At 71.1% G+C, this 1,053-nt stretch carries 2 protein-coding genes; both read left to right on the top strand.

What is annotated here, in order from left to right:
• Positions 1-343 (top strand): head-tail joining protein (locus CH341_RS34690; protein WP_170149890.1); only part of this gene is annotated, 343 nt, incomplete at its 5' end.
• Complete coding sequence (locus CH341_RS31480; RefSeq protein WP_111423662.1) at positions 340-948, top strand: hypothetical protein; 609 nt, start codon at positions 340-342, stop codon at positions 946-948. The genes CH341_RS34690 and CH341_RS31480, both read left to right, overlap by 4 nt.
• Positions 949-1,053 lie beyond the last annotated feature (105 nt).

The following is a 1,053-nucleotide window of genomic DNA, read 5'->3' as shown; positions in this document are numbered from 1 at the left end:
CGACTTCGACGCTCTCGTGCTCGGCCCGACGATGGCCGCCTTCGGGCGGCCCGTCGAGGTGCGGCCGATCAAGTCGCGGCCGGGTGCTCCCGCCTATCGGGCGCGGGGCATCTGGTCGTCGAAGCCGGTCGACGTGGCGATGCTCGGAGACGGCGTCCTGTCCTCGCAGACCCACACGCTCGGCATCCGCTCGAGCGAGCACCCGGCGCCGCTGCAGCAGGGCGACCGGATCGACATCCCGGCGCACGGCTCCTTGCCGCGCGTCGGCCTGTGCGTCGTCGAGGACGGCGACGACGACGGCCAGGGCGCGGCGACCCTGACCCTGAAAGTCATCGGCCCATGAGCGATCCTGTTCCGGTCTCACCCGTCATCGCGCTGCGCGACGCCATCGTGTCACGCATCGCCGTGCCGGCGGACCGCTACAAGACGGTGCGCCGGACGCTGGTGCCCCAGCTCCAGCCGGACCAGCTGCCCGCCCTGACCGTGATCGTCGCCGACGGCGAGTCCTCGCCCGATGGCGACGGCAATGCCGGCGAGCCGCGCTTCGTCGAGGACGACACCATCGGCATCGCGGTGACGCGCGCCGTAGACGACACGGCGGTGGCGGAGGGCGCAATCGCGGCCGAGATCGAGGCCATCAAGGATCGGCTCTTCACCGATCCGACCTTCGTCAATTTCGGGCCCGGGTCGCTGTTCGAGAGCATCGTCAAGGTCAAACGGCGGTGGCTGTTCCCGCCGGCCGGCGAAACCTACTTCGTCGAGCTCAGGCTCGAGATCACGTTCCGAGGCCGCACATCGTACCCGCCGGTGGTGCGCGACGACTATCGCGAGCTCGCCGTCACCTACGCGCCCTCCGACCAGGTTGCCGATCCGGGCAAGCCACTCGAGGAGCGCTCGTCCATCGAGCGGGCCTGGGTCGTCAACACCTACGAGGACCAGTTCCCATGAGGCTCTCTGCTCCGCCGCGCGGCGGCCCGGTGCCGTCCGTGCGCATCCGCGGCGCGACCGACGCCGGCCGCACCCTGAAGCATCCCTCGACCGGCCGGGCGCCCG

This window comes from Rhodoplanes roseus (assembly GCF_003258865.1).
Classification (GTDB): Bacteria; Pseudomonadota; Alphaproteobacteria; order Rhizobiales; family Xanthobacteraceae; genus Rhodoplanes; species Rhodoplanes roseus.
The sequence above is the reverse complement of the archived record's forward strand: the minus strand, read 5'-3'. Positions and strand labels throughout refer to the sequence as shown.

Bases quoted from the DNA above. Each gene is read 5' to 3' on its own strand.
- CH341_RS31480 (WP_111423662.1), top strand. From the start codon at position 340: ATGAGCGATCCTGTTCCGGTCTCACCCGTCATCGCGCTGCGCGACGCC.